This window comes from Stenotrophomonas sp. SrG, assembly GCF_050031795.1.
GTDB classification, from domain to species: Bacteria; Pseudomonadota; Gammaproteobacteria; order Xanthomonadales; family Xanthomonadaceae; genus Stenotrophomonas; species Stenotrophomonas rhizophila_A.
In genome coordinates, this window is the sequence record NZ_JBNBBE010000788.1 from 1 (window position 1) to 245 (window position 245).

Consider the following 245-nt stretch of genomic DNA (forward strand, 5'->3'; position numbering starts at 1 on the left):
CCGTTGGGCACGGGCATGCGCGCGGTGCTGCAGGTGGGGGATGCGCTCGCCACCCTGGCCGAAGCTGCCATGCTGGGCGGGCGCAGCGTGCTGGGCATGCAGGAGGCGGCGGTCGTACTCGAGATGGGCGCCGATGTGCTCGACCATCAACCACTCGATCGGAGCGAGCTGACCGTCGCGGTGATGGTGCTGGGCGGCATGCATGGACTCGAACCCGGCGCCCCCGCAGGCCCGGACGCCGCGGA

General features: G+C 72.2%; 1 protein-coding gene. It reads left to right on the forward strand.

Annotated elements, in window-relative coordinates; genetic code table 11:
• Positions 1 to 15: 15 nt before the first annotated feature.
• A partial coding sequence (locus tag ACQG3P_RS21705; protein ID WP_426806207.1) for a hypothetical protein occupies positions 16 to 245 on the forward strand: 230 nt, incomplete at its 3' end.